This is a genomic window from Gordonia sp. CPCC 205515 (genome assembly GCF_048537925.1).
In the GTDB taxonomy this organism is placed as follows: Bacteria; Actinomycetota; Actinomycetes; order Mycobacteriales; family Mycobacteriaceae; genus Gordonia.
In genome coordinates this window covers 537,472-550,089 of record NZ_JBCLVJ010000008.1, presented here as the reverse complement: position 1 = coordinate 550,089, position 12,618 = coordinate 537,472, and the positions used below count along the sequence as shown (strand labels likewise).

The 12,618-nt window shown below is 66.7% G+C and carries 10 protein-coding genes; 6 read left to right on the top strand and 4 right to left on the bottom strand.

Features of this window, described 5'->3' with window-relative positions:
- The first annotated feature begins 4 nt into the window (after positions 1 to 4).
- Both AAFP30_RS14425 and AAFP30_RS14420 read left to right on the top strand, forming a co-directional pair.
- The gene (locus AAFP30_RS14425; RefSeq protein ID WP_419230606.1) at positions 5 to 1,171 is read left to right on the top strand and encodes an NAD(P)/FAD-dependent oxidoreductase; all 1,167 of its coding nucleotides are present in this window, start codon (positions 5 to 7) and stop codon (positions 1,169 to 1,171) included.
- A gap of 10 nt (positions 1,172 to 1,181) precedes the next feature.
- Positions 1,182 to 3,353 carry a thiamine pyrophosphate-dependent enzyme gene (locus AAFP30_RS14420; RefSeq protein WP_419230605.1) on the top strand — a complete coding sequence of 724 codons (2,172 nt, stop codon included), beginning with the start codon at positions 1,182 to 1,184 and terminating at the stop codon, positions 3,351 to 3,353.
- 89 nt (positions 3,354 to 3,442) lie between these two features.
- Here the strand turns inward: AAFP30_RS14420 and AAFP30_RS14415 are convergent, their stop codons facing one another.
- Positions 3,443 to 4,300 (bottom strand): LysR family transcriptional regulator, encoded by an 858-nt coding sequence (locus AAFP30_RS14415; protein WP_419230604.1) that lies wholly within the window; start codon positions 4,298 to 4,300, stop codon positions 3,443 to 3,445.
- Between the two features lie 69 nt (positions 4,301 to 4,369).
- On the opposite strand from AAFP30_RS14415, the gene AAFP30_RS14410 reads away from it, so the two are divergent.
- From AAFP30_RS14410 to AAFP30_RS14395, 4 genes are read left to right on the top strand one after another with little or no spacing between them, the layout of a single operon-like run.
- A complete protein-coding gene (locus tag AAFP30_RS14410; protein WP_419230603.1) occupies positions 4,370 to 5,308 on the top strand; it encodes an EamA family transporter in 939 nt (312 codons plus the stop codon).
- Positions 5,309 to 5,351: 43 nt separating this feature from the next.
- Positions 5,352 to 6,149, top strand: coding sequence for an alpha/beta fold hydrolase (locus AAFP30_RS14405; protein ID WP_419230602.1), 798 nt, complete (start codon positions 5,352 to 5,354; stop codon positions 6,147 to 6,149).
- Positions 6,146 to 7,624: a putative nucleotidyltransferase substrate binding domain-containing protein gene (locus AAFP30_RS14400; RefSeq protein WP_419230601.1), complete on the top strand. Its 1,479-nt coding sequence runs from the start codon at positions 6,146 to 6,148 to the stop codon at positions 7,622 to 7,624. The genes AAFP30_RS14405 and AAFP30_RS14400 overlap by 4 nt, the downstream gene beginning before the upstream one ends.
- Before the next feature lie 2 nt (positions 7,625 to 7,626).
- Complete coding sequence (locus AAFP30_RS14395; RefSeq protein ID WP_419230735.1) at positions 7,627 to 8,481, top strand: metallophosphoesterase; 855 nt, start codon at positions 7,627 to 7,629, stop codon at positions 8,479 to 8,481.
- A 510-nt stretch (positions 8,482 to 8,991) separates the two neighbouring features.
- Here AAFP30_RS14395 and AAFP30_RS14390 read toward each other — a convergent pair.
- From AAFP30_RS14390 to AAFP30_RS14380, 3 genes are all read right to left on the bottom strand, one after another.
- The gene (locus AAFP30_RS14390) at positions 8,992 to 9,753 is read right to left on the bottom strand and encodes an SDR family NAD(P)-dependent oxidoreductase (protein ID WP_419230600.1); all 762 of its coding nucleotides are present in this window, start codon (positions 9,751 to 9,753) and stop codon (positions 8,992 to 8,994) included.
- A 31-nt stretch (positions 9,754 to 9,784) separates the two neighbouring features.
- On the bottom strand, positions 9,785 to 11,161 hold the full coding sequence (gdhA, locus tag AAFP30_RS14385; protein WP_419230599.1) for an NADP-specific glutamate dehydrogenase: 1,377 nt from the start codon (positions 11,159 to 11,161) through the stop codon (positions 9,785 to 9,787).
- 146 nt (positions 11,162 to 11,307) lie between these two features.
- Complete coding sequence (locus tag AAFP30_RS14380) at positions 11,308 to 12,609, bottom strand: flavin-containing monooxygenase (protein ID WP_419230598.1); 1,302 nt, start codon at positions 12,607 to 12,609, stop codon at positions 11,308 to 11,310.
- Positions 12,610 to 12,618: the final 9 nt, after the last annotated feature.

Genomic DNA, 12,618 nt, shown 5'->3' with positions numbered 1-12,618 from the left:
CTCCATGACCCGAAGCATCCCCACCGAGGCGACCGTCGTCATCATCGGCGGCGGCGTCATCGGCGCCAGCATCGCGTTTCATCTGGCCCAGTCCGGCGTCGAGGGCGTGGTGCTGCTGGAACGCGACGAACTCGCCTGCGGATCGACCTGCAAAGCGGCGGGCGGTGTCCGTGCGTCGTTCTCCAACGCCGCCAACATCGAGATCGGCCTCCGTGGCCTCGAGATCTACTCGCAATTCGGGCAGCTCTACGGGCAGGAGATCGACTTCCACCGGGACGGCTACCTGTACTTGCTGTCGGATCCGACCGACGTCGAGGTGTTCACCGAGAGTGTCGCCCTGCAGAACGCGCATGGCGTGCCGAGCCGGATGGTCGATCCCGAAGAGGCCAAGCGTATTTCACCGCTGATCGAGACCGGTGGGATGCTCGCGGCATGCTGGTCCCCGGGCGACGGTAAAGCGACACCCGAATCGGTCGTCATGGGATACGCCGCGGCCGCACGCCGGCACGGCGCGACGATCATCCGGAACTGCGCGGTGATCGACATCGCGTCGACCAACGGGACCATCACCGAGGTGATCACCGAGCACGGCCGCATCACGACCCACCAGGTCGTGTGCGCGGCCGGTGCCTGGTCACGCGAGATCGGTGACATGCTCGGCGTCCACATTCCCGTCACGCCGATGCGCCGGCAGATCGCCTTCACCGAGCCCTTGGCCGAGCTCCCCGACCATTCCCCCTCCCTCACCATCGATTTCCCGTCCAACTTCTACTTCCACCCGGAGGGCAAGGGACTCCTGCTCGGCTGGTCCGACCCCGACGAGACCGAAGGGTTCAACCTGCGCTTCGAACTCGAGGACTGGCTACTGGGATTGGGTGAGATCGCGGCGATCCGCGCCCCAGCAATCCTCGATTACGGCATCAGCACCGGTTGGGCCGGACTCTACGAGATCACCCCCGACCGCAATCAGATCCTCGACCGCAGCAACGACATCGACGGACTGCTGATCGCGACCGGCTACTCCGGCCACGGCTTCCTGATGGGTCCGGCCAGCGGCGAGATCATCCGCGATCTCTACCACGGCATCACACCGCGCTACGACATCACCGACTTCCGCCTGGATCGCTTCAGCGACGTCGCTCTGGCCGCCGGCGAAACCAACATCGTCTGAGGAGATCACCATGGCCGAACCCATCGACGACCACTTTGTCACCACGCTCCGCGGCCTGGACTCCAGCACACGCCCACCGCACGGCGACCTGACGCCCTTCGCGCCCGGCACCACCCTGACCGTCGCCGACGCCCTCACCATCTTCGACGCCCAACTCGGCAGTCGCCACCTCGACCTCGCCGCGCGTGCATTGCGCGCAGAAGGCAAGGGTTACTACACGATCGGGTCGTCGGGTCACGAAGGGAACGCCGCGGTCGCCGCAGTCTGCCGGCCCACCGACCCGGCGCTACTCCATTACCGATCGGGTGGCTACTTCCTCGCCCGTGCGCAGCAGGTCGACGGCGCCGACCCACTGCGCGATGTGCTGGCCGGACTCGTCGCCGCGACCGAGGAACCGATCTCCGGCGGTCGCCACAAGGTGTTCGGCCGCCACGACCTCGCGGTCATCCCCCAGACCTCCACCATCGCCTCCCATCTGCCCCGCGCGGTCGGCGTCGCGCTGTGCATCGAACGCAGCGCCACGATGGCCGACACCCACCCCTGGCCGAGCGACGCGATCGCGGTCTGCAGCTTCGGCGATGCCTCGGCCAACCACTCCACGGCCGTCGGCGCGATCAACACCGCGAAACACACTGCGTTCCAGGGCGTCGCGATGCCGATCCTGTTCGTCTGCGAGGACAACGGAATCGGCATCAGCACCCGCACCCCGGCAGGCTGGATCGAAACCGCCTACGGCCATCAGCCTGGCCTCGGCTACTTCGTCGCCGACGGCTCGGACCTCGCGGCGACATTCGAAACCTCTCGTGCCGCAGTCGATTGGGTACGCATGCACCGACGGCCGGCATTCCTGCATCTCCGCACGGTGCGCCTGATGGGCCACGCCGGCTCCGACTACGAGCGGGCCTACCGCAGCACCCGTGACATCACCGAGGACTACGATCGTGACCCGGTGCTCGCCACCGCGCGCCAGTTGATCGCCGGCGGGCACCGCAGTGTGGACGACGTACTCGACATGTACGAGGCCAAGCGGATCGAGGTCGCCGGCCTCGCCAAGGAAGTCGCCGATCTACCGCAACTCGCCGACCGAGTGTCGGTGACCGAACCGCTGACCTCTGCATTGGACGACGCCATCGCCGCCAGCCGGGACGCGAACGGCCATCCGGGATCGGGTGCGACTCTGGCGCAATCGATCAACACCGCGCTCTCGGGGATACTCGAACGCCACCGTGGTGCGATGGTGTTCGGCGAAGACGTCGCCCGCAAGGGCGGGGTCTACGGCGTCACCCGCGGACTGCAGAAGAAGTTCGGCGCCACACGGGTATTCGACACCTTGCTCGACGAACAGGCGATCCTCGGGCTCGCCCTCGGCGCCGGACTGTCCGCGCTTCTGCCGATTGCCGAAATCCAGTACCTCGCCTACGTGCACAACGCTGCCGATCAGATTCGCGGGGAAGGTGCGACACTGCAGTTCTTCGCGAACCGCCAGTACCGCAACCCCGGCATCATCCGCGTCGCCGGGTACGGCTATCAGAGAGGTTTCGGCGGCCATTTCCACAACGACAATTCGGTTGCCGCACTGCTGGATATCCCCGGGATCGTCGTCGCCTCGCCGGCGCACCCCGACGACGCCGGCCCGATGCTGGCGGCTTGCGCCGACGCCACCGTCGCCTCTGGCATGCCGTGCATCTACCTCGAACCGATCGCGCTCTATCACACCCGCGACCTGATCGACGACGGCGACGACGAATGGCTCAGCACCGCTGACACCCCTATCCGTACCGAGATCGGCACCGCGAGAACGCATCGATCTGGCACCGACCTGACCATCCTCACCTTCGGCAACGGCGTACCGATGAGCCTGCGTGCCGCCCGGTCGCTGCACCACGACCACGACATCGACGTCCGTGTCGTCGACCTGAGATGGCTTGCGCCGCTACCGGTCGACGACCTGCTGCGCGAGGCAAACATCACCGGCCGGGTGCTGGTCGTCGATGAGACGCGACACTCTGGTGGAGTAGGCCAGTCGGTGATCACCGCGTTGGTGGAGAACGGGTTTCGCGGCGACATCGCGCGTGTGTCCAGCGCCGACAGTTTCATCCCGCTCGGCGACGCCGCGCTGACGGTACTCCTCGACGAGTCGGAGATCGTGAGTGCCGCAGTGCAACTCTGCGATCAGGCATGAGCACAGGCGTCCGACTCACCCGTCCGCTGGTTGAGCAGAGAGCGAGGCGCCAGCCGAGTGAACGTCCGTCGAAACCGTTTCATCCGAGATCATTCGGCAGCATAGGCGGTGCGAATGACGTCGATCAATTCGGTTGCCAGGCGTGGCTTCTCACCGCGCCTCCAGGACAACCACACTTGCACCGGTGCAACATCCCGTAAGCGACGGTAAGCAACGCCGGGCCGAGTGTACTGGCGGACCGTGCTTTCTGGCGTGATGCCGACGGCGCCACCGCCCGCGATGAGGGTGAGCCACTCGTCGATGTTGTGGATGCGTCGTTGCCGCGGTGCGGCGGTCTGTCCGGCCCACAGCTGGGCCGTGGTGGTCCCGGCCACAGGATCGATGGCGATCGTGGTGCCGGCCAGATCGGCGAGGTCGATCCGGCGCCGTCGTGCCAACGGATCCCGCGACGACAGGACGACGTAGCGCGGCTCCTCCCCGATCAGTTCGCCGTCGATGCGCTTGGTGTCGACTCGGCGTCGCAGGATCGCCACATCCACCGACTGCTCGAGCAGTCCGGCGGTCGGCGCATCGGACTGGACGAACACCAGTTCACGGTCGGGATGACGCCGTGCCCACTCCTCCTGTACGCCGACGGTGCGCGCGCCCAGGGCCGCCCAGGCGTAGCCGATCCCGATCTCTCCGCCATCGGACTCGACCGCCGCAACGATCTCGTCGATGTCCGCGAGCACCCGGCGGGCCGGCGCCACCACCCGCCGCCCGGCGTCGGTCAGCGTCGTCTCCCGCAGTCCACGCTGCAGCAGGTGCGCGCCCAATTCCGCTTCCAGCGCCGCCACCGACCGCGACACGGCCGCCTGCGAGACATCGAGCGCGATGGCGGCATCGGTGAACGTACCCTCTTCGACCACCGCGAGAAACGCTCGCAGGTAACGCAGCTCGACTCCCATACGGAAATCGTATAGTTAGTGCAGTCGACGCATTTTGTGGATTGGTTGAGCGCCCGCAGAATCGGCGACATGTCCGTCGAAGATCAGATCGCCCAGTCCCCCGTCGCCACCGGCCACGGCGGTCCGGACGCGCGTCGTTCGACGGTGGCAGGCATTTCGCTGGCGTCCACTGCAGCGCTGAGCAACCAGTGCGGAGCCGGGTTGGCGGCGCTGGCATTCCCGGCCATCGGCCCGGCCGGCGTCGTCGCCGTGCGGCAGGTGATCGCGGCCGTGGTCCTCATGGCGGCGGCCCGCCCAGCGGTGCGCGGTATGCGCTGGGCTCAGTGGTGGCCCGTGTTGGCGCTGGCAGGCACGTTGTCGCTGATGAACCTGAGCCTGTATGCGGCCATCGACCGCATCGGGCTCGGGTTATCGGTGTCGCTGGAGTTCCTCGGCCCGCTCTGCGTGGCGCTGTTCTCTCTGCGTCGGCTTCGGGACTGCCTGATCGCGGTGGGCGCAGGTGTCGGCGTCTACATCCTGGTGCTGCCAGGACCGACCACCGACTTTCTCGGCGTGGGGCTGGGTCTCGTGGCCGCCGCCTGCTGGGCCGCCTACATCCTGTTGAATCACACCACCGGCCAACGCTTTCCGGGCCTGCAAGGTACTGCGTTGGCGACCGTGATCGCGGCGATCGTCTACTCGCCCGTTCTCGCAATGACCTTGGCGTCGGGCGAGCTGCGGGGCCAGACCCTGATCTATGCCGTCGCGGCGGGGTTCCTGGCATCCGCGGTGCCCTACGCTGCCGACGCGATGGCACTCCGCCGGCTACCGACCGGCATGTTCGCGGTGCTGACCAGTCTCAACCCGGTCTGGGCGGCGTTGATCGGCATGCTCATACTCGGCGAGTTTCTCGCTCCGCACGAATGGATCGGCATGCTGTGCATCACGACCGCGAACGCGGCACTCGTCCTCGCCCGGCGACACGGCACTACACCCTGCCCAAGGCCCACCCTTGAGGAGTTCTCGTGATTACGGTCTTCACGTGATCGGCGTCATAGCCAAGACTTGAGTCATGCCGATGCTCGAGTACCACCAGACCACCCGCACTCTCGATCGCACGCATCTCGCCGTACAGGTTCGTGGCAGTGGACCCGTGCTCCTGCTGCTGCCCGGGCAGTCCAATAACCACCACTGGTGGGACCGGGTTCGCGCGGACCTCGACCGTGAGCACACCACAGTGACCTTCGACTACCGCGGCACGGGCGGCAGCGACGCAGGGTTGCCCGACGCCTACTCCACCGCATTGTTCGCGGCGGACGCGCTGACCGTGATGGACTCGCTGTCGATCGACCGCTTCGATGTGTACGGGACGTCGATGGGCGGTCGGGTGGCGCAGTGGCTCGCGATCACCGCACCGAGACGGGTCCGGCACCTTGTCCTCGGCTGCACCAGTCCGGGAGGGCCGAGCGCGGTGCGCCACCGAGACGACGTGCGCCGCGCACTGGTCGGACCGGACGCCGCGCAGGTCCTCACCGACCTGATGTACAGCCCCGGATGGCAAATGGCCAACCCTGGCCCGTACGCCGTCCTCGGTGATCCCGGGATGTCCCGCCAGGCACGCCGCGGACACCTGGTCGCCACCGACACCCACGACACCGGCACCGGGCTCGCCGACATCGTCGCGCCCACCCTGATCCTGCACGGCTCCGACGACGTACTGACACCCACCATCAACGCCCACCTCTTGACCGAACGAATCCCGAACAGCCGCAGCCACATCTTCGACGGCGCTCGCCACGCGTACTTCGACGAGTGCGCCGACGCTGCAACCATCCGCACCCTCGACTTCCTCGATTCACCGTCGGCGTGACCACGCACCCCGAACCGTTCGACGCCTTCCCGGCGGTCCCGTCGGCGTACTCGGTGGTCGACGACCTCATCGTGACCGAACCGCTCGTCGTCTCGGCCGATCGGGCGGTCGCCGACGTCGCACGCGACATGACCCGATGCGACCTGCCGTGCGCCATCGTCCACACACCCGACGGCCGATACGGCTTGATCACCGACGGGATACTGCGGCGGTCGGTCATCGCCGAGGGCAGACCCGGCACCACCCGGGTTGCCGAGCTGATGGTGCACGACGCGCCCACCACGGTGCTCGGCCGATCGGCCGCCGAGGCGTTGATCGATCTGCTCGACAGCCCAACCGAGTTCGTCATCGTCACCGACGAGAGCGGCCGAGCACGCGGTGTCGTCGCCGCCCGTGACTTCGTCGTCTCACCGACCACCGCCGGTGTCAGCACCCACGAGCAGATCCGCCGCGCCGCCGATCTCGAGGAGCTGGTCGAGCGCAGCAGAAAGGTACCGGCGACGCTCGCCGGCGCCCTCGACGGCGGGTTGGCGGCGTCACGGGTCATCGCCGTCTACTCCGCGATCGTCGACACAATCGTGCGACGTGCCATCACGCTTGTGTTCGAGCGTCACCCGGAGTTGTCGACCGATTGGTTCACCTGGCTCTCGTTGGGTAGCAACGGGCGTCGGGAGGCAGTACCGAGTTCCGACGTCGATGCGGCGGTCGCCTTCGACAACGCACGATCGCGCTCCGACATCGCCCGATGCCGCCAGGCGTTCGTCGAGGTGAACGACGTGCTGCAGCGGTGCGGCCTCAGCGTGGACGGACACGGGGCAGTCGCCGAACGAGAAGCATTCTCGCGCACCAACCGTCAGTGGCGTGCCGCGGCACAGCAATGGATTGCGGCCCCCACAGAGAACCATGGCGTAATCATGACGTCGCTGCTGGTCGACGGTCGCCCCATCCACGGCGATCCCGGTCTGCCCGAGGTGAACCGGGTGTTCACCGAGCTGCGGCGCCATCCCGGCACGATGCGTTTGCTCCTCGAGGAGTCGCTCTCGCACCGTGCGCGCCTACGGTCGATGCGCGCCGTGCTGACCGGTCGCGGCGATCGATTCGACGTGAAGAATCGGGCGTTGTTGCCGATCGTGAACATCGCGAGATGGTCGGCGCTGGCCACCGGTTCGACCGAGCTGCACACACCACAACGCCTCCGATCAGCCGCCGGATCGCGCTTTCTGCCGAACGATCACGCGCAGCGACTCGTCGAAGTCTTTGAGACACTTCAAGATCTGCGACTACGTCACCAACTCCAACTTCTCGACGAGGGACGTGCGCCCACCGACATTCTCGAACGAGATCGGCTCTCCCCCATCGACCGCGGCATCGTCGCCGAGTCCGTCCGCGAGATCGCGACCATCCAACGTCGCATGGAGAGCGTCGCCAGCTACACCCCGCCTGCCGAGTGGGGCTCGGCATCGGAACGCGGGTGAGCATGGGTACCGTGCGGGTTGCGCTCATCGGCGACGTGGGGGGTCACGCGGACGAGTTGTCGGCGGAACTCGCCGCGCTCGGCGTCGACGCGAACGGTCGTCTCCCGCACGACCTGGTGGTGATCCAAGTGGGTGACCTCATCCACCGTGGCCCTGACTCCGCCGGCGTCGTCGCATTGGTCGATCACTTCCTGACCACTCAGCCCGGACAGTGGATTCAGTTGGTGGGTAACCACGAAACGCACTACCTCCGTCCGCCGATGTTCCGCTGGGACGAGCAACTGGACCACCAGACGGTGGCCACGGTGCGTCGATGGTGGCTCGGATATCAAGCGCACGTCGCCGTGTCCGTCCGAACTGCAACCGAGTCGTATCTCGTCACACATGCCGGCGTCACCCGACCGTTCTGGCGACGCGTCCTCCGCAGTGCGACCGACACCGCGCACGCCGCCGAATTGATAAACATCTTCGCGCGCGTCGACGGCGACAAGATCCACCGTGCCGGATCGATGCTCAATGCCGGTGCACCCAACCTGTCGGCGGGGCCGATCTGGGCCGACACCGCCACCGAACTCGTACCGAGCTGGACCGGATATCGGTTGCCGTTCAGTCAGGTCCACGGGCACACCACAATGGTGGACTGGCGGATCGCCCATCCCGATACACATCCGAATACCACCGACACCACCTACGACTTCGACGCCAAACACGAGGTCATCGGCTTCGACGGTGGACGAATCGTCGGTATCGACCCCGGGCATCGCAGCGATGCCACCCGCCCGTGGCGTTCACTCGTCCTGCCGTTCTGTGAGTGGCCGCAGGTCCGGGCGGGCGGTATCTACGCCGAAAGCGTCTGACGCAGCGGGATTGTAAGTAGACCTGGGCCCCGCAGGCGGCCAACGTGAGCCGGGAAGAGTCTCGCCTTTCCGCTGGTCTCCCCATCCGCTGGTCGAGTAAGTGAGGAGCTTGCGACGAACGCATTTCCCGCTGGTCGAGTAAGTGAGGAGCTTGCGACGAACGCATCGAGGCCACAAGCCGCACATGTGATCTCGATGCGCACGCTCGCAAGCTCGCGGGCTGATCCGAAGAGTCTCCCCATCCGCTGATCGAGTAGCGAGGAGCGCCAGCGACGAGCGTATCGAGATCACCTGCCGTGTCAGGCTCAGTGGCCTCGATGCGCTCGCTCGCTGGCGCTCGCGGGCTTACTCGACCGGCTGAAAGTTGAGACTCTTCCCGGCTCGCGTTGGCCGCCTGCGGCGGCCCTGGCTACTTACTCGATCATCGGGTGGGGAGACTCTACGGATCAGGGAGGAGCCTGTCGATCAACGGGGTGGGGTCATCAGATCGTAGGTGCGGCGATCCGGTCGTCAGCGGGCGCGGAACCCGCCGTCGACGACGAGTTCGGTGCCGGTGACGAAACTGGCGTCGTCGCTGACGAGGAAGGCGACCGCGGCGGCGAGTTCCGTCGGGTCGGCGCGACGGCCCATCGGGGTTTCGGGGACCACACCGGTGCCGGGTTCGTTGGCGTTGAGCGGGGTGGCGACGCCGCCGGGCACGAGGGCGTTGACCCGGATGCCGTCGTCGGCGAGTTCGAGTGCGGCGGTGCGGGTCAGGCCGAGCATGCCGGCCTTGCTGGCGGAGTAGGCAGCGTAACCGATGGCGCCGGACGGCCCGAAGATCGACGAGGTGTTGACGACGGCCGGTCGAGTTCCTCGACGCAGCAACGGAATCATGGTGTGCAGGCCAAGGAATGCGCCCGTGAGATTGACCTCGAGTACCTTGCTCCAGGCCTGCGGGGTCTCCTCGGCGATCGGGGTGACGTGCACGATGCCGGCGTTGTTGACGAGGATGTCGAGGCGCCGGTGCGCGGCGGAGATGGTGTCGCGCACAGTTTCCCAGTCGGCGACGGCGGTGACGTCGAGATGCAGGTAGGTGACGTCGAGTCCCTTGGCCTGCAGTTCCTCGGCGGTGCGGTGTCCGTCGTCGTCGAGGACGTCGGCGATGTAGACGGTGGCACCTTCGGTGGCCAGGCGAAACGCGTGCGCGGCGCCCTGGCCGCGGGCGCCGCCGGTGATCAGTGCGACGCGCCCATCAAGGCGATGCGAGAGCTGTTCCGGAGATTCAGACATGGTGTGTACCTTTCACGTTCGGGTAGGGAACTCAGACGACGCCCTGGGCGAGCATGGCATCGGCGACCCGGGTGAAGCCGCCGATCGCGGCGCCGGAGACGTAGTCGTCGGGGTCGGAGGTGTAGGTGGCGGCGGTGTCGCGGATGTGACCGTGGATGCCGCGCATGATCTCGTCGAGCCGGTCCTGGGTTTCATGCCAGGTCCAGGAGGTGCGGGCGGCGTTCTGCTGCATCTCGAGTGCGGACGTGGCCACACCCCCGGCGTTGGCGGCCTTACCTGGTGCGAACAGGAGCCCGGCGTCACGGAACGCGGCAACCGCGGCGGCGGTGCACGGCATGTTCGCACCCTCGGATACCGCGATCACCCCGTTGCGGATCAGGGTGGCGGCGTGGTCGGCGCCGAGTTCGTTCTGGGTCGCGCTCGGCAGGACGACGTCGCACGGGATGTCGAAGACCGAGCCGACGGTGACATAGCGTGCCGAGGAGCGCTGCGCCACGTAGGTCGAAAGACGCTCGCGACGAACCTCTTTGATCTCCTTGAGCAGCGCGACGTCGATGCCGGCGTCGTCGACGACGTACCCCGACGAGTCCGAACAGCCGACGACGGTGGCGCCGAGTTCCTGCGCCTTCTCGATGGCGTAGATCGCGACGTTGCCCGATCCGGATACCACCGCACGGCGGCCGTCGAGGGAGAGACCGCGGGTCGCGAGCATCTCGCGAAGGAAGATCACCGCGCCGTAGCCGGTGGCCTCAGTGCGGGCGTGCGAACCGGACCAGCCGACGCCCTTGCCGGTGAGTACACCGGCCTCGAAGCGGTTCACGATCCGCTTGTACTGGCCGAACATGAATCCGAGCTCCCGGACGCCGACGCCGATGTCGCCGGCGGGCACATCGGTGTGCTCGCCGAGGTGCCGGTAGAGCTCGGTGACGAATGACTGGCAGAACCGCATCACCTCGCCGTCGGAGCGGCCCGAGGGGTCGAAGTCGCTGCCGCCCTTGCCCGCTCCGATCGCCTGACCGGTCAGGGCGTTCTTGAAGATCTGCTCGAAGCCGAGGAACCGGATCACGCCCAGGTCGACCGTCGGATGAAAGCGTAAGCCGCCCTTGAACGGTCCGAGCGCACTGTTGAACTCCACGCGGTAGCCGCGGTTGACCTGAACGTCCCCGCGGTCGTCGACCCATGGAACCCGGAACAGCACTTGACGTTCGGGTTCGCAGAGCCGCTCGAGGATACGGGCGTCGATGTATTCGGGATGGCGTTCGAGGACCGGCGCGAGCGCGGTCAAGACTTCGTCGACGGCCTGGTGGAATACCGCTTCGCCCGGGCTGCGGCGGTGTACGGCGGAGATCACCGAAGTGAGGTGGTCGGTGACATCGTCGGAGCGGACAACGGAATCGAGGACGGTCATCGTTCGGGGATCCTTACGGTTGGGTGCGGAGTGTCGCCACCCCCCCATTTGATCGAGATCATCTGTCGCACAAAGTCAGTGGACTCGATGCGCTCGCTCGCAAGCTCGCGGGCTTACTCGACCAGCGAGGGGTCGGCACTGTCGGTTCAGACTCTGGTGGCGTCTCGCTCGAGCGAGGACGAGACCTGCAGGGCGGTGAGCAGGCGTTCGGTGTCGGCCATCTGGTCGTTCCAGATGGCACGGACGATGTCCACGCGCAGTTCGGGATCCTGGACGGTGGAGAAGTAGTTGGTCAGGGCGAGTCCGCGGGGGCCGGCCTCGTTGTGCAGGTCGATCATGCGGGCTACGAGTTTCGCCTGCACCCCGTAGACGGGGATCTGCGGACCGCGGGGCGCGATGAGGCCGACGAAGTAGAGCTTCTCCACACCTTCGGGGAGGATGCCGCCGGCGTAGCGGACGGGGACGTTGTCGCGCCAGGTGATCAGGTTGTCGTCGAGGAACGGCAGTGACACGTTGAAGCCGGTGGCCCACAGGATGGTGTCGTAGTCCTTGGCGGTGCCGTCGCTGAAATGCACGGTGTTGCCGTCGAAGCGTTCGATGCCGGGGCGGACGTTGACCCGTCCGTGGTGAATCCAGTACAGCAGCAGATCATTCACGGTGGTCGCGCCGTCGGCGAGGGTGCGGACCTCGGGGTCGGGCAGACCGGGGTAATTGTGGTTCTCGCCGATGGACACCCGGGCGAGCAGTCGGGCGAGGAGGTCTTGTTCGTCGGCAGAGAACTCCGCGAGGAACGGCACTTCTTGGCGCGGCACGCCGAAGTACATCTTGGGCTGGAAGTACACGCCCTTGCGGATGACGATGTCGGCTTCGAGGCGGTGCTGGGCGACGTCGACCGCGAGGTCGCATGCCGAGTTGCCGGCGCCGACGACGAGCACGCGGGTGCCCTCGATGTCTCCGGTGTTCTGGTACTGGCTGGAGTGCAGTTGCTTACCGGCGAACGTGCCGGGCACCGACGGAATCTTGGCGTCCCAGAGGTGACCGTTGGCCACGAGGACGCCGTCGAAGACGCCTTCGTCGCCACGAGAGGTGACCACCCGCCAACCGGCGGAGCCGACCTGACCGTTGCCGGCATCGATGGGGGTGACCGAGGCGACCTCGGTGTTGAAGTTGATCAGGTCATACTGTCCGGTGCTCTCGGCGTAGGACTCGATGTAGGAGCGCACCTGGTCGCGGCGCGGGAAATGCGGGTACTCGGTCGGCATCGGGAAATCTTCGAAGTGGGTCATGTCCCGCGAGGTGATCAAGTGCAGTGCGTCGTAGTCGGTGTGCCAGTGGCCGCCGACCCGGTCGGTCTTCTCGAAGCACTCGACCTCGTGTCCGGCCGCACGCAGCTGCTGTACTGCCGAGATGCCGGCTGCCCCGGCACCGATGACGCAATAGCGGGTCATGGTCAATCT

Excerpts from the sequence above, each read along its gene's own strand:
- AAFP30_RS14405 (WP_419230602.1), top strand. The coding sequence starts at position 5,352 with ATGCCGATGCTCGAGTACCACCAGACCACCCGCACTCTCGATCGCACG.
- AAFP30_RS14390 (WP_419230600.1), bottom strand. The coding sequence starts at position 9,753 with ATGTCTGAATCTCCGGAACAGCTCTCGCATCGCCTTGATGGGCGCGTC.
- gdhA (WP_419230599.1), bottom strand. The coding sequence starts at position 11,161 with ATGACCGTCCTCGATTCCGTTGTCCGCTCCGACGATGTCACCGACCAC.
- AAFP30_RS14415 (WP_419230604.1), bottom strand. The coding sequence starts at position 4,300 with ATGGGAGTCGAGCTGCGTTACCTGCGAGCGTTTCTCGCGGTGGTCGAA.
- AAFP30_RS14410 (WP_419230603.1), top strand. The coding sequence starts at position 4,370 with ATGTCCGTCGAAGATCAGATCGCCCAGTCCCCCGTCGCCACCGGCCAC.
- AAFP30_RS14395 (WP_419230735.1), top strand. The coding sequence starts at position 7,627 with ATGGGTACCGTGCGGGTTGCGCTCATCGGCGACGTGGGGGGTCACGCG.
- AAFP30_RS14380 (WP_419230598.1), bottom strand. The coding sequence starts at position 12,609 with ATGACCCGCTATTGCGTCATCGGTGCCGGGGCAGCCGGCATCTCGGCA.
- AAFP30_RS14420 (WP_419230605.1), top strand. The coding sequence starts at position 1,182 with ATGGCCGAACCCATCGACGACCACTTTGTCACCACGCTCCGCGGCCTG.
- AAFP30_RS14425 (WP_419230606.1), top strand. The coding sequence starts at position 5 with ATGACCCGAAGCATCCCCACCGAGGCGACCGTCGTCATCATCGGCGGC.